The organism is Arsenophonus endosymbiont of Aphis craccivora, assembly GCF_013460135.1.
In the GTDB taxonomy this organism is placed as follows: domain Bacteria; phylum Pseudomonadota; class Gammaproteobacteria; order Enterobacterales; family Enterobacteriaceae; genus Arsenophonus; species Arsenophonus nilaparvatae.
The window spans coordinates 1,149,329-1,171,149 of sequence record NZ_CP038155.1 but is presented as its reverse complement, the minus strand read 5'-3'; the positions used below and the strand labels follow the sequence as shown (position 1 = coordinate 1,171,149).

General features: G+C 41.5%; 12 protein-coding genes, 2 tRNA genes, 1 rRNA gene and 9 pseudogenes. 10 read left to right on the top strand and 14 right to left on the bottom strand.

The window, feature by feature from the left end; all coding sequences use genetic code 11:
• Nucleotides 1-21: 21 nt before the first annotated feature.
• The 5 genes and pseudogenes from nuoF to E3U36_RS06175 all read right to left on the bottom strand — a co-directional run bounded on the left by nuoF (nucleotide 22) and on the right by E3U36_RS06175 (nucleotide 4,945).
• Nucleotides 22-1,377, bottom strand: coding sequence for an NADH-quinone oxidoreductase subunit NuoF (nuoF, locus tag E3U36_RS06195; RefSeq protein ID WP_180817445.1), 1,356 nt, complete (start codon nucleotides 1,375-1,377; stop codon nucleotides 22-24).
• Nucleotides 1,374-1,867, bottom strand: a pseudogene (gene nuoE, locus E3U36_RS06190) (NADH-quinone oxidoreductase subunit NuoE). Before nuoE ends, nuoF begins: the two are co-directional and overlap by 4 nt.
• 56 nt (nucleotides 1,868-1,923) lie before the next feature.
• Nucleotides 1,924-3,725, bottom strand: a pseudogene (nuoC, locus tag E3U36_RS06185) (NADH-quinone oxidoreductase subunit C/D).
• An 82-nt stretch (nucleotides 3,726-3,807) separates the two neighbouring features.
• Nucleotides 3,808-4,484, bottom strand: a pseudogene (locus E3U36_RS06180) (NuoB/complex I 20 kDa subunit family protein).
• Between the two features lie 20 nt (nucleotides 4,485-4,504).
• Nucleotides 4,505-4,945: pseudogene (locus E3U36_RS06175) on the bottom strand (NADH-quinone oxidoreductase subunit A).
• Nucleotides 4,946-5,085: 140 nt separating this feature from the next.
• Here E3U36_RS06175 and E3U36_RS06170 point away from each other — a divergent pair.
• Both E3U36_RS06170 and E3U36_RS06165 read left to right on the top strand, forming a co-directional pair.
• Nucleotides 5,086-5,216, top strand: a pseudogene (locus E3U36_RS06170) (IS5/IS1182 family transposase); the annotation flags it as partial.
• 826 nt (nucleotides 5,217-6,042) lie between these two features.
• Nucleotides 6,043-6,702 carry an epoxyqueuosine reductase QueH gene (locus E3U36_RS06165; protein WP_180817444.1) on the top strand — a complete coding sequence of 220 codons (660 nt, stop codon included), beginning with the start codon at nucleotides 6,043-6,045 and terminating at the stop codon, nucleotides 6,700-6,702.
• Nucleotides 6,703-6,807: 105 nt separating this feature from the next.
• Here the strand turns inward: E3U36_RS06165 and lysS are convergent, their stop codons facing one another.
• The 6 genes from lysS to E3U36_RS06135 form a co-directional block, all read right to left on the bottom strand.
• A complete protein-coding gene (gene lysS, locus E3U36_RS06160; protein ID WP_180817443.1) occupies nucleotides 6,808-8,322 on the bottom strand; it encodes a lysine--tRNA ligase in 1,515 nt (504 codons plus the stop codon).
• A gap of 9 nt (nucleotides 8,323-8,331) precedes the next feature.
• A protein-coding gene (gene prfB, locus E3U36_RS06155; protein ID WP_180817442.1) for a peptide chain release factor 2 occupies nucleotides 8,332-9,430 on the bottom strand; the annotation gives its coding sequence in 2 pieces (ribosomal slippage) (nucleotides 8,332-9,354 and nucleotides 9,356-9,430; 1,098 coding nt in all).
• A 275-nt stretch (nucleotides 9,431-9,705) separates the two neighbouring features.
• On the bottom strand, nucleotides 9,706-11,442 hold the full coding sequence (gene recJ / locus E3U36_RS06150; protein ID WP_180817559.1) for a single-stranded-DNA-specific exonuclease RecJ: 1,737 nt from the start codon (nucleotides 11,440-11,442) through the stop codon (nucleotides 9,706-9,708).
• A gap of 10 nt (nucleotides 11,443-11,452) precedes the next feature.
• Nucleotides 11,453-12,163, bottom strand: coding sequence for a bifunctional protein-disulfide isomerase/oxidoreductase DsbC (dsbC, locus tag E3U36_RS06145; protein WP_180817441.1), 711 nt, complete (start codon nucleotides 12,161-12,163; stop codon nucleotides 11,453-11,455).
• 22 nt (nucleotides 12,164-12,185) lie between these two features.
• Nucleotides 12,186-13,097: a site-specific tyrosine recombinase XerD gene (gene xerD / locus E3U36_RS06140; protein WP_180817440.1), complete on the bottom strand. Its 912-nt coding sequence runs from the start codon at nucleotides 13,095-13,097 to the stop codon at nucleotides 12,186-12,188.
• 32 nt (nucleotides 13,098-13,129) lie between these two features.
• On the bottom strand, nucleotides 13,130-13,285 hold the full coding sequence (locus tag E3U36_RS06135; protein WP_180817439.1) for a hypothetical protein: 156 nt from the start codon (nucleotides 13,283-13,285) through the stop codon (nucleotides 13,130-13,132).
• Here E3U36_RS06135 and E3U36_RS06130 point away from each other — a divergent pair.
• The 3 genes and pseudogenes from E3U36_RS06130 (at nucleotide 13,279) to fldB (ending at nucleotide 16,128) form a co-directional block, all read left to right on the top strand.
• Nucleotides 13,279-14,202, top strand: a complete 924-nt coding sequence (locus E3U36_RS06130) for an IS5 family transposase (protein WP_180816122.1) — start codon at nucleotides 13,279-13,281, stop codon at nucleotides 14,200-14,202. The genes E3U36_RS06135 and E3U36_RS06130 overlap by 7 nt on opposite strands.
• Nucleotides 14,199-15,122: pseudogene (locus tag E3U36_RS12580) on the top strand (S8 family serine peptidase). Before E3U36_RS06130 ends, E3U36_RS12580 begins: the two are co-directional and overlap by 4 nt.
• A 498-nt stretch (nucleotides 15,123-15,620) precedes the next feature.
• Nucleotides 15,621-16,128: pseudogene (fldB, locus tag E3U36_RS06115) on the top strand (flavodoxin FldB).
• 18 nt (nucleotides 16,129-16,146) lie between these two features.
• Here the strand turns inward: fldB and E3U36_RS06110 are convergent.
• Nucleotides 16,147-16,488, bottom strand: a pseudogene (locus tag E3U36_RS06110) (protein YgfX).
• 46 nt (nucleotides 16,489-16,534) lie between these two features.
• Nucleotides 16,535-16,797: pseudogene (sdhE, locus tag E3U36_RS06105) on the bottom strand (FAD assembly factor SdhE).
• A 257-nt stretch (nucleotides 16,798-17,054) separates the two neighbouring features.
• Here sdhE and ygfZ point away from each other — a divergent pair.
• On the top strand, nucleotides 17,055-18,041 hold the full coding sequence (gene ygfZ / locus E3U36_RS06100; protein ID WP_180817438.1) for a tRNA-modifying protein YgfZ: 987 nt from the start codon (nucleotides 17,055-17,057) through the stop codon (nucleotides 18,039-18,041).
• Between the two features lie 227 nt (nucleotides 18,042-18,268).
• On the opposite strand, the gene E3U36_RS06095 is transcribed toward ygfZ, so the two are convergent.
• Nucleotides 18,269-19,192 (bottom strand): IS5 family transposase, encoded by a 924-nt coding sequence (locus E3U36_RS06095; RefSeq protein ID WP_180816253.1) that lies wholly within the window; start codon nucleotides 19,190-19,192, stop codon nucleotides 18,269-18,271.
• Between E3U36_RS06095 and E3U36_RS06090 the strand changes: the two genes are divergently transcribed.
• The 4 genes from E3U36_RS06090 (at nucleotide 19,186) to E3U36_RS06075 (ending at nucleotide 21,785) form a co-directional block, all read left to right on the top strand.
• Entirely contained in the window at nucleotides 19,186-19,335 is a 150-nt protein-coding gene (locus tag E3U36_RS06090; protein ID WP_180817437.1) for a hypothetical protein, read from the top strand. The genes E3U36_RS06095 and E3U36_RS06090 overlap by 7 nt on opposite strands.
• A gap of 633 nt (nucleotides 19,336-19,968) precedes the next feature.
• Nucleotides 19,969-21,513, top strand: a 16S ribosomal RNA gene (locus E3U36_RS06085).
• Between the two features lie 52 nt (nucleotides 21,514-21,565).
• Nucleotides 21,566-21,642, top strand: a tRNA-Ile gene (locus tag E3U36_RS06080).
• A 67-nt stretch (nucleotides 21,643-21,709) separates the two neighbouring features.
• A tRNA-Ala gene (locus E3U36_RS06075) sits at nucleotides 21,710-21,785 on the top strand.
• Nucleotides 21,786-21,821 lie beyond the last annotated feature (36 nt).

Here is a 21,821-nt window from a genome sequence, read left to right as displayed (position 1 = left end):
TATTCAGCTTAGCATAAGTTATCACCAACGCTGCTTTAACAAATTTGGTTGAATGCCAGTAATTGGACTCAAGTTGGTAAAATTCTGTTGGCTGATGCCCGCTTCAAATTCAGCACGAAAATATTTGATAGCACTCTGTAAAGGTTCTACCGCACCAGGTGCATGAGCACAAAAAGTTTTACCTGGCCCAAGAAAGCGACAAAGTTGCTCTAATGTCTCAATATCGCCTGGTTGTCCTTCACCACTCTCTAACGCCTGTAGAATTTTCACACTCCAGGTTAAGCCATCCCGACACGGTGTACACCAGCCACAGGATTCGCGAGCAAAAAATTGCTCTAAATTGCGAGTTAAAGAAACCATATTAATTTCATTATCAACCGCCATGGCAAGCCCGGTAACCAGACGGCTACCTGCTTTAGCGATACTGTCGAAATCCATTGCTAAATCGAGATGCGCTTCGGTTAGAAAGTCGGTACCAGCCCCGCCTGGTTGCCAGGCTTTAAGCGTTAAACCTTTACACATTCCACCGGCATAATCTTCCAGGATCTCGTGAGCAGTAATACCAAAAGGTAATTCCCACAACCCTGGATTATTAACCCGCCCGGAAAATCCCATCAGCTTAGTTCCGGCATCTTTACTTTTACCTTCGCTAAGGCCGAGATACCACTCTTTACCATGTTCAATAATCGCAGGCACGTTACAAAGTGTTTCCACATTATTGACACAAGTCGGCTTACCCCAGGCACCGGATGTTGCCGGAAAAGGAGGTTTTGAGCGCGGATTTGCCCTGCGCCCTTCAAGGGATTTAATCAGCGCTGTTTCTTCACCACAAATATAGCGCACAGCACCGGTATGCACAAAAAGCTCAAAATTAAAATCCGTACCCAGAATATTCTTACCTAATAAACCCGCTGCTTTCGCTTCCTCAATCGCTTTCCGCAAATGTTTAGCAGCTTCGATATATTCACCACGCAGGAAAATATATCCACGGTACGCTTTTAATGCAAAGGCGCCAATTAACATTCCCTCGATCAACAAATGCGGTAGCTGTTCCATTAAAAGATGATCTTTATAGGTTCCAGGCTCCATTTCATCAGCATTGCAAAGTAAATAACGGATATTCATGCTGTCATCTTTCGGCATCAAGCTCCATTTGAGGCCGGTAGAAAAACCAGCACCACCGCGACCTTTAAGACCAGCATCTTTAACTAAGCTAACAACTTGATCTGGCGACATACTTTTTAGGGCGTTTTTAGCACCTTGGTAACCATTTTTACTTAAGTATTCCTCTAACCAGACCGGCTGCTGATCTTCACGTAACCGCCAGGTTAATAGATGTGTCTGCGCACTACGGGTAATTTGTCGCTGTGTTGTCATGGATACTGCTCCAATAGCCGTTGAATATCAGATGGCTTTACATGACTATGGGTATCCTCATCAATCATCATAGTCGGACTTTTATCACAGTTACCCAGACAACAAGTTGGTAATAAGGTAAACCGGCCATCAGTAGTTGTTTGGCCGGGCGCAATCTTTAATAATTTGATAATTGCAGCCTCAATACCTTGATAACCGGTAATATGACAAACCACACTGTCACAATAACGAATAATATGGCGCCCAACAGGTTGGCGATAAATTTGACTGTAGAAGGTGGCCACTCCTTCTACATCACTAGCCGGAATACCTAACAGATAGGCAATTGCATAAATAGCACCGTCTTCCACCCAACCGCGTTTTTTTGTACAATTTTTAATGCTTCAATTGAAGCGGCTCTGGCATCTTCATAGTGATGTTTTTCTTGCTCGATCTCTTCTCGCTCTTCTGTCGTCAAGGCAAAATCATGTTTGGTGTGATATTCTACCATGTTAGCGACATCGAGCCGCTTTTGCTGTTGATTGGGATTAAATTCATCTTGCATCATTAACGATCCACATCTGACATGACAAAATCAATGCTACCAAGGTAGACAATAAGATCAGACACCAGGCTGCCTCTGATCACAGCAGTAATTTGCTGTAAATGGGCAAAACTTGGTGTACGAACGCGGGTGCGATAACTCATAGTATTACCATCACTGGTCAGATAGTAACTATTGATCCCTTTTTTTGCTTCAATCATCTGAAAAGCCTCATTTTCGGGCATAACTGGCCCCCATGAAACTTGTAAAAAATGATTAATCATGGTTTCAATATGCTGTAAAGTGCGTTCCTTCGGTGGTGGAGTAGTTAGGGGATGATCGGCTTTAAATGGTCCTGCAGGCATATTATTTCAGCATTGCTTAAGAATCCGCAGGCTTTGCCGCAGTTCTTCCACTTTTAACATCACTCGATCATAACAATCGCCATTGTTGCCGATAGGAACTTCAAATTCAAAGTTTTCATAACCTGAATAGGGTCGCCATTTACGAATATCGAAATTAAGGCCCGTCGCGCGTAATCCGGCGCCAGTGACCCCCCAATCTAATGCTTCTTTAGTCGTGTAAGCAGCGACACCAACTGAACGCCCTTTAAGAATACTATATTGTGCAATGCTGCCTTGACATATGAATCCAATCGCTTTGGCATCCAGTCAAGGAACTCCTGCAATAGTTTTTGCCAGCCTTTCGGTAAATCATGAGCAACACCCCCGATCCGAAACCAAGCTGGATGCATACGAAAACCGGTGATCGCTTCAACAATGTCATAAATTTTCTGACGATCGGTAAACGCAAAAAAAACCGGCGTCATGGCACCGACATCCTGAATAAAGGTACTGATATAGAGTAAATGGCTGTTAATACGGAATAACTCTGACAACATAACGCGGATAGTCTTAACTCGATCAGGAACGTCAATTCCTGCTAGTTTTTCTACCGCTAATACATAAGGCATTGCGTTAATACAGCCACCTAAATACTCAATGCGGTCAGTATAGGGAATATAACTGTGCCAAGATTGGCGCTCGCCCATTTTCTCTGCACCTCGATGATGGTAACCAATATCCGGTACACAGTCGAGAATCTCTTCACCATCTAGTTGCAGTACAATGCGAAAGGCTCCGTGAGATGAGGGATTATTGGGGCCCAGATTCAAGAACATAAAATCTTCATGTTCGTTGCCCCTCGCCATTCCCCATTCTTCGGGTTTAAAGGTCAGTGACTCCATCTCTAAATCAAGCTTTTGTTGGGTTAAAACAAAAGGGTCAAATTCAGTGGCCCTGGCCGGATAATCTTTACATAACGGATGTCCTTCCCAGGTCATTGGCATTAATAACCGTCGCAAATTCGGATGGCCATTAAATATTATGCCAAACATATCCCATACTTCACGTTCATACCAATTAGCATTGGGAAATAAAGAAACGATAGAGGGAATATTAAGATCTTTCTCACTAAGCGCCACTTTCAACATAATATCGCGGTTACGCTCAATAGAAATAAGATGGTAAAAAACGGAAAAATCCGCTTCAGGCAAACCTTGCAGATATACTCGTTGCCGCTCATCAACCCCATGTAAGTCAAACAGCATTACATAAGTTTTAGGCTGTTTTTTCAAAAACTCTATTACGGCAAGAAGTTGTTCACGTTTGATCCATATAACCAACATTCCGGTACGAGTTGATTGAATGGTGAAAGCATCTGGACTGAATTGGTTACTCAGTGTCAAAATTATTGGATCATCACAATGATCATAAGTTTGCCATGCCGGCCTGACACTCTCTTGCGTTATCTGATCTGTTATCATTATGCACCACAACGCTTGATCAGGTTTATTACGACCGCAACACATTGCTTCTGTTACGCTGAATAGCTTATATTTTTAAGCCTTATATTTCATCGGGTGTTCGTAGCGTTTTGACCGCTATTCTTTCACCACGCTTACGCTCTTTTTCAGATTGCATATTGGCGCGATAAACACCCTGATCGCCGACCACCCACGATAATGGACGACGTTCTTTACCAATCGATGCTTGTAATAATAATAAAGCTTGCATATAAGCTTCAGGACGTGGTGGACACAACCTGGTATATAGACATCAACAGGAAGAAATTTATCAACCCCCTGTACAACAGAATAAATATCGTACATACCAACAGAGTTAGCACATGCCCCCATAGAAATTACCCATTTAGGCGCTAACATCTGATCATAAAGTCGTTGAATAACAGGTGCCATCTTAGTAAAACAGGTTCCGGCAACAACCATAAAATCAGCATGTCGCGATGATGCCCTTAGTACCTCAGCACCAAATCGGGCGACATCATGCACCGCAGTGAAAGAAGTCACCATTTCAACATAGCAACAAGAAAGTCCAAAATTGTACGGCCAGAGAGAATTCTTTCTGCCCCAATTCACCATATTATGTAAAGCATGCTCTAATTTACCCATATAAACACTACGATGAACATGCTGCTCTAATGGATCCCCGACAACTTGCTGTGTTTGCAAGGTATAACGGTCATTCTCACCATTTAAGTCAATGCGAGTTAGCGTATAATACATCTTTGAATGCCTCAATTTTACTAGGGGTGACGATTTTTAGTTTTAATTATTTCACTCGGTTTTGCAACATGGCGACGTGAACGCTCTGGCGTCCAATTAAGTGCCCCAATACGAACCAAGTAGAATAAACCCACCAATAGCACCAAAATAAAAATACTTGCCTCAATAAAGCCTAACCAACCACTTTCTGTAATAGAGACTGCCCACGCATAAAGGAATAACGCTTCAACATCGAAAATAACAAAAAACATTGCAACCAAGTAAAATTTGGCTTATATACGCAAACGGGCACTACCAACAGAATTAATGCCGGATTCATAAGGGATATGCTTTGCTCTGGCTTGGGATCTACCACCGAGGTAATAAGCACCCAGTAACATTAAGGAACACAGACCAAGAGCACCGATAAGATATATTGCAAAAGCCCAATGATGAGCAAATACTTCAATAGATGTAGACATACTCGCTGCTTACTCATTATAAATAAAAACGGTGTCATTGCTTTGCTCTTGAATTAGCGCAATATTACACCACACTAACCATAATTAGATGAGAAGAAAAAATTACAATAGACAGAAATACATCAATTTTCTTCAACTTAATAAAAACTTTGCTGGGTGGCCATCTGAGGCTGCGTGACATGAGGCTCAGGTAGGTGAAGCAATGGCGATGGTCAAAGCGCTGAACCGTATGACGTTGTTGGGTATGCCACACAGCGTCAGGATCGGATAACAGGTGTAGCAGAGGGAGCCATCCTGTCGGCTAATTCTGATTTATTCAACATTCAACAAAGCCCATAATGACATAAATATACTCAATATAATAACGCTCAATGCTCTCATGCAATAAACTCCTATTGACTGCTTAATTATTTTATTTTGCAAAAATCAAGTCCTAAAGCATGTAACATGGCTTATTACAGCAAAAACCATATCAAGAAAGTGTGAACTGGTTGGCAGTTGTTGGTTTATATGACTAACAGCAAGCAACTAAAGCATCATTTAGTGATATAAAAACAGATAAAAGGTGAATTTCTTAACCAAAAATTCTATTATTAAAATATTTAACAAATGCTTCAATATTTTCTCCAGCTTAAAATTTAATTTATAACATTCAATTTCTTCATAAAATTTCTCTATTTATTTACGACTAGCTAACACTGTTGTTTAGTAGGAGTTTTTATACTAAATAACAGTTGCTAAATTTTATTTACCATATTTTCTGCTATATTTTTTATTGATTGAAATATTATCTTATTGCAATATTTGATATAAAAAAGTTTTACTTTAACTAACTATTTATATTAGTTAATACCACAATGAAAAATTATCCAATATTATATTAATATCTAATAAAATAAATTTTTATATCAATCTAAATCGATGTAAAATTACTTTAAGTAAAATATAGTGGGTATTTTTATCGATTATAAACGGCAATAAACCTTCTCGGCGTCCATCGCAAACAAATTTGACCCAAAAAATAAAAAGACTATTATATATCTCTCGCTTGCTGTTATTATTAGCCCTATTATCGATTACTATAAAAATTTGCAACCATGGATAAATTTACCCGTCCTAAACTAACGCTGCCTAATGGCGCAAATAAATTATTACTGCATTCTTGTTGCGCTCCTTGCTCAGGTGAAGTAATGGAAGCACTAAGTGCTTCAGGTATTAATTATACTATTTTTTTCTATAATCCAAATATTCACCCACAACGAGAATATGAGAGCCGAAAAAACGAAAATATTCGTTTTGCCGAGCAGCATAATGTGCCGTTTGTTGATGCTGATTATGATAGTTATAACTGGTTTGCACGTGCCAAGGGGATGGAGCAAGAACCTGAGCGTGGAATTCGTTGCACTATGTGTTTTGATATGCGATTTGAGCGTACCGCTCTTTATGCTGCCGAGCATGATTTTAGCATTATCTCCAGTTCATTAGGTATTTCTCGTTGGAAGAATATGCAACAGATCAATGATTGCGGTAAGCGTGCCGCCAGCCATTACGATGGCCTAACTTATTGGGACTATAACTGGCGTAAACAAGGTGGTTCCGCAAGAATGGTGGAAATTAGTAAGCGCGAACAATTTTATCAACAAGAATACTGCGGTTGTATCTATTCTCTGCGTGATACCAATAAACATCGGCGCACACAAGGGCGGGAGATTATCCGCATCGGCGTTAAATATTATACTGACGACAAACAACCCTAATGAGGCAAGCTATTTCAATAAGCAGGCAAGCGTTAAATACTATATTGGCGACAAATAATAGCAGTGCCTGGCTGAAGCCAGGCACTATTTATCCAATTTGCTAAACTATTTACCAGGCCGTAATGCTGGAAACAGAATGACATCACGAATTGTATGACTATTGGTTAATATCATGATCATCCGATCAATACCAATACCTAAACCAGCCGTTGGTGGTAATCCATGCTCCAGTGCATTGATATAATCCTCATCATAAAACATGGCTTCATCATCACCCTCATCTTTCTGACGAACCTGCTCAGCAAAGCGTTCAGCTTGATCTTCTGCATCATTTAGCTCAGAAAAACCATTACCAATTTCACGACCACCAATAAAGAATTCAAATCGATCGGTAATAAATGGATTATTATCATTACGACGAGCCAACGGAGAAACTTCTGCCGGATATTCAGTAATAAATGTCGGTTGGATCAAATGGCTTTCCGCCACTGCCTCAAAAATCTCACACTGCAGACGGCCTAATCCCCAGCCTTTTTCTACCTCTATATTGAGTGATTTTGCGATGATTGTCGCTTTAGCCAGATCATCCAAATCAGCCGGATCAGTTTCGGCCCGATATTTGACTATCGCTTCTTTCATCGTCATTTTGCTAAAAGACTGCCCGAAATCAAATGAATGCTCACCATATGTTACCTGGGTTGTACCTAATACTTCTTGCGTTACCGTTTTAAATAACTCTTCGGTTAACACAATAAGATCTTTATAATCAGCATAAGCCATATACAGTTCCATCATGGTAAACTCTGGATTATGCCGCGGCGAAATGCCTTCATTACGAAAATTACGATTAATTTCAAAAACTCGCTCGAATCCGCCAACAACTAAACGTTTCAAATAAAGTTCTGGCGCAATACGCAGATACATATCAATATCTAACGCATTATGATGAGTAATAAATGGACGTGCCGCTGCACCACCCGGTATAACCTGCATCATGGGTGTTTCGACTTCCATGAAATCTTTACTAACCATGAAGTTACGTAAAGCCGACAACACACGTGAACGCGTAATAAAAGTCTGGCGCGATTGTTCATTCGCAATAAGATCGAGGTCACGTTGGCGATAACGCGTTTCCTGATCTGCCAGCCCATGGAATTTATCTGGCAGAGGTCGTAATGCTTTGGTTAATAAATAGACTTCATGCGCATGGATGGTTAACTCACCTGTTTGGGTCTTAAATAATTTACCCTTAACACCAAGAATATCACCCAGATCCCATTTCTTAAACTGTTCGTTATAAATACCTTCTGGTAAGTCATCGCGAGAAACATAAATCTGAATCCGACCGCCCATATCTTGTAAAGTCGCAAAAGAGGCTTTACCCATGATACGGCGTGTGATCATTCGGCCGGCAACAGAGACGTCAATATTCAGTGCAGTAAGTTCTTCCGCATGGTTCTCATCATATTTACCATGCAAATCGCCAGATAAATACTCACGGCGAAAATCATTAGGAAAAGCAATGCCATTACCACGCAATCCGGCCAGTTTTTCACGCCGAGTTTTTAATTCATTATTTAAATCAAAGGACCGCTCAGTACCCTGTTGTTGTTGAGACATCTTTTTTCCTCATAGGCCAGCTTTTAAGCTTGCTTCAATGAATTTGTCCAGATCACCATCCAGCACAGCTTGGGTATTGCGATTTTCAACACCGGTTCGTAGATCTTTAATTCGAGAATTATCCAGCACATAAGAACGAATTTGGCTACCCCAGCCAATATCAGATTTATTTTCTTCTAATGCTTGTTTATCGGCATTTTTCTTTTGCATATCTAGTTCATATAATTTTGCTTGTAGTTGCTTCAATGCCTGATCTTTATTCTTATGTTGAGAACGGTCATTCTGACATTGGGTAACAATGCCAGTTGGAATATGGGTTATACGTACCGCTGACTCTGTTTTATTAACATGTTGGCCTCCAGCCCCTGACGCCCGATAAACATCAATGCGTAAATCCGCCGGATTGATTTCAATATCTATATCATCATCTACTTCAGGATAAATAAACGCTGAGCTAAATGAGGTATGGCGGCGACCACCAGAATCAAAAGGACTTTTACGCACTAATCGATGAACACCGGTTTCAGTCCGTAACCAACCAAAAGCATACTCACCAATAATCTTTATCGTGGCAGATTTTAAGCCTGCAACATCACCATCTGACGCTTCAATAATTTCTGTTTTAAAACCTTTTGATTCTGCCCAACGAAGATACATGCGCATCAACATGCTAGCCCAATCTTGCGCCTCAGTTCCCCCTGAGCCTGCCTGTAAATCAAGATAACAATTAGCACTGTCATACTGCCCTGAAAACATACGACGAAACTCTAATTGTCCCAGTTTTCCTTCTAGCTGCGTTAACTCCGCGACCGCCTCATGAAAAGTTTCTTCATCATCAGCTTCAATTGCCAAATCGAGCAAACCAGATACATCGTCTAAACCTTGGATCAAGGCATCAATAGTTTCTACTATTGCTTCAAGAGAAGAACGCTCCTTACCCAATGCTTGGGCTCGCTCTGGTTCGTTCCACACATCAGGCTGCTCAAGTTCTGCATTTACTTCTTCCAAACGTTCTTTCTTGGCATCATAGTCAAAGATACCCCCTCAAGATCTTCGTCCGCTCAGACAGATCCTGAATTTGATTTTTTATTGGATTAATTTCAAACATACCCTTATATCTTATTTATGTTATTTTCATTAAAAGTCATAAAAATATAAAACGCCTATTGTAGCGGATCTGATTGCTGGATGATAGTTTTTCAGTCAATATGCTTCATGATAACTCATTTTACCAACCAAATAGCCGCTTTTAGTCAGTAAATGCCACTATAAGAATAATGCTTGAAATCTAACTAGTTGCAATTAGTGGCAGAAAAATAGTGATTATAATAAGGGAAATCATAACTATACCTACCACTGTTGATGGTCAAAATAGGCTAAATACTATTCGCAAGGCCATAAATGCTGAATGAGTAACTGGATGTTACGATTACCACGATACTCATTCACATCTAGTTTATAAGCCAATTCGACCATTTTAATACTATTGTCAGGCCAATAAGCGGTATCAATATTAAAGGCGATGCCATCTATCATCGGACCACCAGCCAGTGGTTCTAACATCACTTTTAGATGACAATCACCGACGAGACGTTGTTGTAGTAGGTGAAATTTGCCATCAAAAATTGGCTCTGGAAAAGCCTGTCCCCATGGCCCACCATTTCTAATTAGTTCAGCAATATCCAATGACAACTCTTCATTATTTAGTTCACCATCACTCCAAATAATCCCTTCAAGCATATCGTTATCCAGTAGTTCTGCCATCAGATTAGCAAAGTTCTCTTGAAACTGAGTAAACTTCTGCTCCTCCAGCGTTAATCCTGCCGCCATAGCATGGCCACCAAACTTTAAAATTAATCCCGGATTAAGCGTATCTAAGCGTTCAAGGGCATCCCGTAAATGCAAACCATAGATGGAACGCCCTGACCCATTCAAAATCCCTTCACCAGCCGGCGCGAAAGCAATAACCGGACGATGAAATCGTTCTTTGATCCGAGAAGCCAATATTCCTACTACTCCCTGATGCCATTCAGGATGATAAAGTGCAAGACCACTGGGTATTTGATGACGTTTTTCTTCTATTTGCTCAAAAATCTGCCAAGCTTCTTGCTGCATATCCTGTTCAATTTCGCGGCGGGTACGATTTAAACTATCTAATTCATTAGCCAATTTTCTAGCGTGAACGATATCATCAGTCAATAACAGTTCTACACCGATTGACATATCATCTAATCTTCCCGCTGCATTAAGCCGTGGCCCAATTGAGAAACCTAAATCATTAGCAACCAGACGACTAACATCACGTTTGGAAACTTCAATCAAGGCTTTGATCCCGACACAGCTTCGTCCCGCCCGAATACGGTTTAAACCTTGATAGACTAAAATACGATTATTACTATCCAAGGGAACAACATCGGCTACCGTACCTAATGCAACCAAATCTAATAATTCAGCCAGATTAGGCATCTTACGTGCTTGTTGCTCAAACCAACCAGTCTGGCGCAACGCAGCACGTAATGCTGACATCAAATAAAAACTGACACCAACCCCCGCTAATGCTTTTGATGGAAAGTGACAATCAGCTAAATTAGGGTTAATAATTGCTTCTGCACAAGGCAGGGTTTCTCCTGGTAAATGGTGGTCGGTAATAATCACTTTTATACCGTGTCGTTGAGCAACAGCAACGCCTTCATAGGAAGATATACCATTATCAACGGTAATAATAAGTTGCGCTTTTCTTTTAATTGCTTGATCAACAACCTGCGGGCTAAGCCCATAGCCATCTTCAAATCGGTTAGGAACCAAATAATCAAAATGACGATATCCCATCGCACCCAGCGCTCGCAGTGTCAATGCCGTACTGGTTGCACCATCGGCGTCGAAATCACCGACCACTATAATTCGCCAATGTTCATTCAGAGCAGTGATTAATAACTGAACCGCTGTTTCAATACCATTAAGTGATTGGTAATTAAGCAATCCTTTTGCACCTGTTTCTAACTCATTTTCTGATAACACACCTCTCATAGCGTACAAACGGCGTAATACCGGAGACAAATGAGCAGGAAGGTGGCTATCATCTGCTTTCGGTCGGCGACGAAGCTGTATTTTCATATTTATTGTTAACTCATTATGATTTTTTCTTAAGTTTTTCTAACCCTTTAACTAAATCATCTGCCGTCATATAACCAGGTATTACTGTGCCATCTTCTAACACCATAGCGGGTGTCCCATTGATACCAAGCATATGACCGATATTAAATTGAGCGGCAATATCGACTGTTTTGCATTTTTCAATCGGAGAAATCGTTTCGCCTTTAAAAGCGTCTATTAATGCTTTTTGTCGATCAGCACTACACCAAATAGATGTCATTGTTTTAGCTAATTCGTGGTAAAGGCCATTACGAGGGAATGCCAAATAACGTATGGTGATACCCTTTGTATTATATTCTGCTATATCTTGATGAAATTTCTTGCAATAACCACATGTAACATCGGTAAAAACGGTGACAACATATTTTTCCTCTGGTGCTTTAAATATGATCATCTGGTCACTCATTGCTTCTATTTTCTTTGCCAAAATCTGATTTGTAACATTAACTAGCATTGGACCACTTAAATCATAAATCGGTCCTTCTAATAAATACTTACCGTCTTCAGTCACATAAACCAGACCTTGGCTAGTAATTACTGTACTTAAACCTACAATAGGTGACGGAGGGATATTCTCAGTTTCTATGCCCATTTTATTCAATGTTCTTTTAATTGCCACATCATCAGCCAATGCAGAATGTGACATTGCGGCCAGAAGACCAAGTAACCATACGATATTTTTTTTCATTTAGAATTTTCTTGATCCTCAATCAACCTCGAGGATGATGTTGTTGGTGCAATTGCCTTAAACGCTCTGTGGCAACATGGGTATAGATCTGGGTGGTAGAAAGATCACTATGTCCAAGTAACATTTGTACTACACGGAGATCTGCTCCATGATTCAGCAAATGGGTGGCAAAAGCATGTCTTAATACGTGAGGAGAAATTTTTTCACTATCAATTCCAGCAATTGCTGCATAATGTTTAATCCGATGCCAAAAAGTCTGACGTGTCATTTGTGTACCTCTTTTACTCGGAAATAATACATCATTAGTCAATCCATTAAGTAAAATTGGACGACTTTCGGTTAAATAAGTTTCCAACCAATAAATAGCCTCTTCACCCAAGGGTACCAATCGTTCTTTATTACCTTTTCCCACTACCCGAATAACACCCTGACGTAAACTAATATCTGTTAATGTTAGCCCAACCAGTTCAGAAACACGTAGCCCACATGCATAAAGCACCTCAAGCATCGTTTTATCTCTTAATTCAATCGGATCATTAGTGATAGGTGCATACAGTAAATCTTCAACTTTTTTCTCATTGAGATCTTTAGGAAGCAGTTTCGGCAATTTAGGTGCCGACAATTGTGCCGTCGGATCATCGGTGCGCAGTTTCTCACGATAGAAATACTGAAATAAGCGTCGCATGGCACTCAGTAAACGAGCAGAACTGGTAGCTTTATAACCGCCCTCTACGCGTTCTGCCAGAAAAGATTGTAAATCCATGATCTCCACCGTAAGCAGATCATTACCATGGCGCGATAACCAATTAACTAATGCTTGTAAATCAGTACGGTAAGAAGAAAGCGTATTAGCGGCTAAATTGTGCTCAAGCCAAACAGTATCGAGAAATTGTTCTATCAACGGATGACTGTCTCTATTTTTTTCAGTTGACACAACAGCACTCCTAGTAAATTAATTGCACCATATTATGCCTCAAAAAATGCTTTCTGCCACAATGTCATCTTCACATTTATGAATATTGTTTCTTTATGAATTAAATGGCTTTGTTGAATAAATCGAACTTTTAGGTGATTGGCGGAGCTGATCGCTAAATTCGTTTCAACATCAGGTCCCCATGGCAAAGCAAAAGTTTAAAATTACCAACTGGCCCGCGTACAACAAGGCACTCAGACAACGCGGTTCCCTGACGGTATGGCTTGATGAGTCGGCCATCGCTGGATGGACTGACAGTTCTTCGCCTGAAGGTCGTGGCCGGCCGCTTTACTACAGCGATATGGCTGTTACCACTGTCCTGATGATGAAGCGTGTGTTTAACCTGTCACTCCGGGCATTACAGGGCTTCGTTGATTCGATTTTTAAACTCATGTCTTTGCCGCTGTGCTGTCCGGACTACTCGCTGGTCAGCAGACGAGCAAAGAGCGTCAACATCAGCATAAAAACGCCAACGCGTGGTGAAATCTCGCATCTGGTCATCGACAGTACCGGTCTGAAGGTCTTTGGCGAAGGTGAATGGAAAGTCAGGCAGCATGGGGCTGACAGACGAAGAGTGTGGCGCAAGCTTCATCTGGCAGCAGACAGTGTGAATCATGAGATTATCTGTGCCGACTTATCGCTCAGCGGAACGACAGATGCGCAGGCACTGCCGGGCCTGATTAACCAAACCCACCGGAAAATCAGGGAAGTGTCAGCAGACGGTGCTTATGACGCCTGTTACTGCCACGACGCGTTGCTAAGAAAGAAAATCAGGCCCCTTATCCCGCCGCGAAGCGGAGCGAAATACTGGCCGGACAAGTACCATGAACGTAACCATGCGGTGGCGAATCAGCGTCTGAGCAGGAGTAATGATATGTGGAAAAAGAAAGTGGGTTATCACCGGCGTTCAGTGGCAGAAACAGCAATGTTCCGCATAAAAACTTTGCTGGGTGGCCATCTGAGGCTGCGTGACTATGAGGCTCAGGTAGGTGAAGCAATGGCGATGGTCAAAGCGCTGAACCGTATGACGTTGTTGGGTATGCCACACAGCGTCAGGATCGGATAACAGGTGTAGCAGAGGGAGCCATCCTGGCGGCTAATTCTGATTTATTCAACAAAGCCGTTGGTCAAGGGATCCGCTGCGCCGATATAGAAGGTGGATTTGATTTTGAGCATGTTAATTTACAAAGAAAAAGTTTTATAAATCTATCACCTGAGTATCCACTTAAAAATGAACATGGCACCGCAGTTGCTGGAATAATGTATGCCAAAGATATGGGATTGGGTATAAAAGGATTAGTGCATGGAGCAGATACTTTTTATGGTGTTTCAGAAGCGCCAGCAGGACGAGTTAATGGAATTGCTAAAGCATTAAAATACTTAAGGGCGGGAGACGTATTTATTTATGAATTACAATCAATGGGGCCACGTAATAAATATGTCCCAGCCGATTACCAAAAAGCGGTTTGGGATATCACAAAAGAAGCCACTGATGCCGGCATTATTGTCATTATGGCGGCTGGCAATGGCGCTGAAGATTTAGATCATCAATTATACAGTGAATATAGAAATCGTAATGACGATGGTGATAACGGTGCAATTCGTGTTGGTGCAGGTGATAAAAAATACTGGATCCCCACTGATTTCACCACTTATGGCAGCATGATACATGTGTAAGGCTGGGGGCTAAATGTTGTCACAACCGGCTATAACGATCTCTACAATACCGGTGAGCATAATAATTATACCCATACTTTTTCGGGGACATCATCTGCTACGCCGATTGTTGCTTCCGCTGTTGTGGCGATCCAATCATGGTATAAACAATATATTGGTGAGGTTATTAAACCAAAAGACATGCGTTCACTGTTAATCGAAACAGGCACACCGCAAGGATACAATCAAACTAGTAATAAATGGATAAATATTGGTCCATTACCTAATGTACGCCGAGCAATTAGTACACTACAAAGGCGTTTACAATAAATAAGCGCTAAACATGATCACTAATAATATAATATCTTGCCATGTGATAATTTTTTAGCAAATTAACTTAAAACCAGATCGCGACATTTATCTTTTAGACTGATTAAGATCTGGTTTTTTATCCCATTATCTGAAAGAAATAATATTAAATATTATAAAAAATAGAAAATAGCATAAAAAAAAGCCAGTTTTAACTGGCAAACATATCAAACACAACACCAGGGAAAGTATCTATCTAACAAGAATAGAATGAACAAATAAGGCGTAGAAATTGCAAGGACTAATTAGAGAATAGGTTAAAAATAATTATTTTCTATCTTTATTGATGATAATATGAGGCATATCAAAAAAAAAGCCATATTAATTAACGTTAATGAAATAATATGACTTATAGTTCAACCTATAAATTAACCTTAATTAACTGAATTATAATATTTTTTTAATGTTTTTCTGCTATAATACTCTATTATTACTCGCAAAATGACAACAAGTTGCAAAATGAAAATTGGTCTTTTTTATGGTTCCAGTACCTGCTACACCGAAATGGTTGCAGAAAAAATCCAGTATAATCTAGGCGCAGAATTAGTTGATTTATATAACCTTAAAGATATTTCGCCGCAATTAATGGAAAATTACCAAATTCTGATTTTAGGTATTCCTACTTGGGATTTCGGCGAACTACAAGAAGACTGGCAAGCAATTTGGGATGAACTCTGTTCGTTAAATTTAGCCGGCAAATTTGTATCCCTATATGGTTGAGGCGATCAAATCGATTATAGTGACTGGTTTCTTGACGCACTATGTATGCTTTATGAGCAGCTATTACGGATGAATGTAAAATTTGTCTGCTTTTGGCCTACAACAGGATATACCTTTAGTAGCCTTAAACCATTAACCACTGATGGTAGCCAATTTGTCGTACTAGCGCTCGATGAAACCAACCAATTCGGATGAACGGATAGAACAGTGGTGTATGCAAATATTAAATGAAATAGAAGCCTTATAATAAGGCTTCTATTTCATATCAAATATCAGGGTACTGCAACAACAATTGATTTAAATTGCGCCACTCCTCTTCTGGCATACTATCTGAAGCAATCCATAAGCGAATCCGCTTATTACATTGCAATGAACGAAGAGTAAGTTTTATACCCAATAAGCACAATCAAGGTTTTTTAACAATCAGCCATTCACTTTTCTTCCACTGTATCTTATTACCATTAAGTAAAGCTAAACTACCTTTACAACGAGTTATATTTTTTTGACTCCTTACCCAACTTGCCACAATTAATAAGGTCGCTATCAACCAAGTGACCAGATTATTCGGCGGCAAAGATGAAAAGAAAACTACCAAGCCAATTCCCACATGAACACCTGTTGAAAAAAGCTGTGTCAGCCACGAAACAGTGATATTAAATTTCCAAAGAACCACGTTGTTTATTTCTACTCTGTATCAATTGAATCATATGATAAAGACCATCATCAGGACGTCCATGATTCATCAACCAGTTGAACAAATCAGGATCTGCACACTCTAGTAAACGAACAAACAGACATTTCTCATCCTCTGTGAGTGAATCATATTCATACTCAAAAAAAGCATAATGGCGATGTCCAACTCACGCATTCCTCTGCGACAAGCCCAGTGGATCCTGGGTTTATTATCGATATCCATACGATAAAATAACCTTAAAAACTTTGTGAATAATTTTTGATTCCATATAGAATTTAGCGTAGCAAATTCTCATCAATATCGAAATGATTTAAGTAACATTTTTGTAAAAACCACAACTAACCACTAACTAAAAACTTTATATAGATAAATGATTCGACATTAATTTTGTTAGTTAATTTTGATAATATTACTTGCTGTTTCTGTTAGCTATTTTACCATTATAACTACTCTTATCCAGGTTACTAGCGGATGAACACATGACAAGCCTAAATAGATTTACACCAGCAACTTGTGAAATAGACCATCAATTACCCTTAACGTTAATGTCACTTAATGATTGGAGTTTCATCACAGCAACAGGGGTTGATGCTGAAAAATATCTACAGGGTCAATTAACCGCGGATATTGCTACATTAACTTCACAACAACATATATTCACCGCCCACTGTGATGCCAAAGGAAAAATGTGGAGCACACTACGTTTATTTCATTATAACCAAGGCTTTGGCTATATTTTACGCACTAGCGTGGCAGCAAAACAACTTACTGAACTGAAAAAATACGCGGTTTTCTCGCAAATAACACTCAGCCAGCAGCACAATACTGTGCTGTTAGGTGCTGCCGGCCAAGAAGTTCGTGACGCATTGAGCAGCCACTTTTCTCTATTACCCGATAAGGAAAAGCCCGTTATTCATCTAGGGCAGACGACTTTACTGCACTTTAGTTTACCGTTTGAACGTTTTTTAATTGTTACTGATAGCGCAACTGCTGCTGAACTAACAAAACATTTCCCCCAACATAGTGATAGTCAGCAATGGTTAGCGTTTGATATTGCCGCTGGCATTGCTAATATTGATGTTGAGAATAGCGAACAATTTATTCCTCAAGCCGTTAATCTACAAGCATTACCCGCAAGTATTAGTTTTCAGAAAGGCTGCTATAGCGGGCAGGAAACGGTCGCTCGAGCAAAATATCGCGGCGCCAATAAGCGTGCCATGTTTTGGTTAACCGGGACAGCAAATACGCTGCCAAAAACTGGAGATGCTATCGAATGGAAAATAGGTGATAACTGGCGGCGCACTGGAACAGTATTAGCTGCTGTTACCATGACAAAAGGTTTTATTAGTGTGCAAGTTGTCATGAATAATGATATGCCTAAAGAGAGTATTTTTCGGCTGGTTGGCGAAACCAATAGTCAGCTCACTATTCAGCCTTTGCCTTACTCATTGTCGGAAGAGGAATAACATATCCGTCGATTGCTAATAAAAAGGTATTCAGATAAGCAGTTTTCATATAGCAAAACAGGGATCCTGAAAATATCACTGTTATAAAATTAATACCTAATTAATGTAACCTTATTCATGTTATTGGTAAAAAATACTGTTGGATCCCAGTCAGTAGGTTTAGCGTTAGGGGGCTTTGTTGAATAAATCAGAATTAGCCGACAGGATGGCTCCCTCTGCTACAGCTGTTATCCGATCCTGACGCTGTGTGGCATACCCAACAACGTCATACGGTTCAGCGCTTTGACCATCGCCATTGCTTCACCTACCTGAGCCTCATAGTCACGCAGGCTCAGATGGCCACCCAGCAAAGTTTTTATGCGGAACATCGCTGTTTCTGCCACTGAACGCCGTTGATAACCCACTTTCTTTTTCCACATATCATTACTCCTGCTCAGACGCTGATTCGCCACCGCATGGTTACGTTCATGGTACTTGTCCGGCCAGTATTTCGCTCCGCTTCGCGGCGGGATAAGGGGCCTGATTTTCTTTCTTAGCAACGCATCGTGGCAGTAACAGGCGTCATAAGCACCGTCTGCTGACACTTCCCTGATTTTCCGGTGGGTTTGGTTAATCAGGCCCGGCAGTGCCTGCGCATCTGTCGTTCCGCTGAGCGATAAGTCGGCACAGATAATCTCATGAGTCACACTGTCTGCTGCCAGATGAAGCTTGCGCCACACTCTTCGTCTGTCAGCCCCATGCTGCCTGACTTTCCATTCACCTTCGCCAAAGACCTTCAGACCGGTACTGTCGATGACCAGATGCGAGATTTCACCACGCGTTGGCGTTTTTATGCTGATGTTGACGCTCTTTGCTCGTCTGCTGACCAGCGAGTAGTCCGGACAGCACAGCGGCAAAGACATGAGTTTAAAAATCGAATCAACGAAGCCCTGTAATGCCCGGAGCGACAGGTTAAACACACGCTTCATCATCAGGACAGTGGTAACAGCCATATCGCTGTAGTAAAGCGGCCGGCCACGACCTTCAGGCGAAGAACTGTCAGTCCATCCAGCGATGGCCGACTCATCAAGCCAGACCGTCAGGGAACCGCGTTGTCTGAGTGCCTTGTTGTACGCGGGCCAGTTGGTAATTTTAAACTTTTGCTTTGCCATGGGGACCTGATGTTGAAACGAATTTAGCGATCAGCTCCGCCAATCACCTAAAAGTTCGATTTATTCAACAAAGCCTAAAAAAGGCCATAGCTGCTATGACTGGTAAGCCAAACATATTTTGTATTGTTTTTAACATTAAATAACCTAAAAAATAAGGTAAACCGAAATAAATCAGATTGTAAAATAGATTATCTTTTATTTATTTTAGAAAATTATAGCACTAACAGATATCTAATGAATCATTACTTATATAACTTTACGCGAGGCAATTGTTTCTAAATAATTCTAATGAATAAATTTAAAATTTAGATTCATAGCTCACTCAAACATAAATAAGATATTTTTGTAGAAAAAAAGAGCAAACGACTAAAGTTTACAAATTATTGCTTGCTAGCTGCGTAAAACTGCCTATAATGCGCCCCCACTGAGTCAGTATAGAACGAATCAATTGAATTGAATTTTCTTGACGCATGGTAAAGAAAAGTAGAAATAACTACTTGACTTTACAGGTGAAAAGCGTAATATACGCCACCTCGCGGCCTAGGTCGCACGCTCTTTAACAATTAATCAGACAATCTGTGTGGGCACTCGCAAGACATCATCAAAAAATATTTGATTTTAAAGTCTTGAAGAGTGACAAACAGTTAATTCATATATGAACTAATATGCAGTAACGTTATTTTGGACGGCAGCGGCGAAGGTGGTCAAACATCGGCAAAGCGGGTTGAACAAAAGGGCGTTACGGTCAGTAAAACATTCTTTGAGCATCAAGCTTTTAATTGAAGAGTTTGATCATGGCTCAGATTGAACGCTGGCGGCAGGCCTAACACATGCAAGTCGAGCGGCAGCGGAAGGAAGCTTGCTTCCTTGCCGGCGAGCGGCGGACGGGTGAGTAAGGTATGGGGATCTGGCCGAAGGCGGGGGATAACCACTGGAAACGGTGGCTAATACCGCATAATCTCTAAGGAGCAAAGTGGGGGACCGTTCTGGCCTCACACCTGCGGATGAACCCATATGAGATTAGCTAGTAGGTGGGGTAATGGCTCACCTAGGCGACGATCTCTAGCTGGTCTGAGAGGATGATCAGCCACACTGGGACTGAGACACGGCCCAGACTCCTACGGGAGGCAGCAGTGGGGAATATTGCACAATGGGCGCAAGCCTGATGCAGCCATGCCGCGTGTATGAAGAAGGCCTTCGGGTTGTAAAGTACTTTCAGTCGTGAGGAAGGTGTTAAGGTTAATAACCTTAGCAATTGACGTTAGCGACAGAAGAAGCACCGGCTAACTCCGTGCCAGCAGCCGCGGTAATACGGAGGGTGCGAGCGTTAATCGGAATTACTGGGCGTAAAGGGCACGCAGGCGGTTAATTAAGTTGGATGTGAAATCCCCGGGCTTAACCTGGGAATGGCATTCAAGACTGGTTAGCTAGAGTCGTGTAGAGGGGGGTAGAATTCCATGTGTAGCGGTGAAATGCGTAGAGATGTGGAGGAATACCGGTGGCGAAGGCGGCCCCCTGGACAAAGACTGACGCTCATGTGCGAAAGCGTGGGGAGCAAACAGGATTAGATACCCTGGTAGTCCACGCTGTAAACGATGTCGATTTGGAGGTTGTGGTCATAAACTGTGGCCTCCGGAGCTAACGCGTTAAATCGACCGCCTGGGGAGTACGGCCGCAAGGTTAAAACTCAAATGAATTGACGGGGGCCCGCACAAGCGGTGGAGCATGTGGTTTAATTCGATGCAACGCGAAGAACCTTACCTACTCTTGACATCCAGCGAATCCTTTAGAGATAGAGGAGTGCCTTCGGGAACGCTGAGACAGGTGCTGCATGGCTGTCGTCAGCTCGTGTTGTGAAATGTTGGGTTAAGTCCCGCAACGAGCGCAACCCTTATCCTTTGTTGCCAGCGAGTAGTGTCGGGAACTCAAAGGAGACTGCCGGTGATAAACCGGAGGAAGGTTGGGATGACGTCAAGTCATCATGGCCCTTACGAGTAGGGCTACACACGTGCTACAATGGCGTATACAGAGAGAGGCGAGCCAGCGATGGGAAGCGGAACTCAGAAAGTACGTCGAAGTCCGGATTGGAGTCTGCAACTCGACTCCATGAAGTCGGAATCGCTAGTAATCGCGGATCAGCATGTCGCGGTGAATACGTTCCCGGGCCTTGTACACACCGCCCGTCACACCATGGGAGTGGGTTGCAAAAGAAGTAGGTAGCTTAACCTTTTTGGATGGCGCTTACCACTTTGTGATTCATGACTGGGGTGAAGTCGTAACAAGGTAACCGTAGGGGAACCTGCGGTTGGATCACCTCCTTACCTAGATAGATGGAATGTGAGTGTTCACACAGATTGTCTGATGTGTATCATTAGGCTTGTAGCTCAGGTGGTTAGAGCGCACCCCTGATAAGGGTGAGGTCGGTGGTTCAAGTCCACTCAGGCCTACCAACATTGCTGACGGAAGTGGCTGAAAGGCAAGGTTAGCAGTAAGGTGTAATGATACGACAATCTTAATGGGGCTATAGCTCAGCTGGGAGAGCGCCTGCTTTGCACGCAGGAGGTCAGCGGTTCGATCCCGCTTAGCTCCACCATATTGCAAGATAAAAATAGAAAAAAAGTTATTCAGA

Coding starts and splice junctions, on each gene's coding strand:
- E3U36_RS06095 (WP_180816253.1), bottom strand. CDS start 19,192: ATGGCAAAGCAAAAGTTTAAAATTACCAACTGGCCCGCGTACAACAAG.
- E3U36_RS06165 (WP_180817444.1), top strand. CDS start 6,043: ATGGATAAATTTACCCGTCCTAAACTAACGCTGCCTAATGGCGCAAAT.
- nuoF (WP_180817445.1), bottom strand. CDS start 1,377: ATGACAACACAGCGACAAATTACCCGTAGTGCGCAGACACATCTATTA.
- ygfZ (WP_180817438.1), top strand. CDS start 17,055: ATGACAAGCCTAAATAGATTTACACCAGCAACTTGTGAAATAGACCAT.
- lysS (WP_180817443.1), bottom strand. CDS start 8,322: ATGTCTCAACAACAACAGGGTACTGAGCGGTCCTTTGATTTAAATAAT.
- dsbC (WP_180817441.1), bottom strand. CDS start 12,163: ATGAAAAAAAATATCGTATGGTTACTTGGTCTTCTGGCCGCAATGTCA.
- E3U36_RS06130 (WP_180816122.1), top strand. CDS start 13,279: ATGGCAAAGCAAAAGTTTAAAATTACCAACTGGCCCGCGTACAACAAG.